The 327-nt window shown below is 73.1% G+C and carries 1 pseudogene; it reads left to right on the plus strand.

The annotated features are described in order from the left end of the window. Positions 1 to 327: pseudogene (locus L995_RS05720) on the plus strand (hypothetical protein); the annotation flags it as partial.

The following is a 327-nucleotide window of genomic DNA, read 5'->3' on the forward strand; positions in this document are numbered from 1 at the left end:
ATCCGCGATGCGGTGCAGGCCCTCTTCGCGGACAAGGCACCGCTGGTCGCGCACGCGCCCGGCGTTCCGGCCCCGCCGCTGCACCACCTGCTGGCGCATTCGGTGACGGCACTGGTGGAGATGGCGACCGCCTGGCTGCTGGCGCACCCGCAAGGCCTGCGCACCCTGCCTGCGGCGGCGCTGCGCGGGCTGCTGGAATCCGAGGAACCTGCGCGCATGGCCTGCGGCATACGGCTCATGGGCAGCCTGGCCGACGATCTGCTGTGCGAGCAGGCCGACATGCTGGCCGGGTTCGCGGTATCGCCCCATGCCGCCTTGCGCGCAGCG

It is taken from the genome of Delftia sp. ZNC0008 (assembly GCF_000799035.1).
In the GTDB taxonomy this organism is placed as follows: domain Bacteria; phylum Pseudomonadota; class Gammaproteobacteria; order Burkholderiales; family Burkholderiaceae_C; genus Comamonas; species Comamonas tsuruhatensis.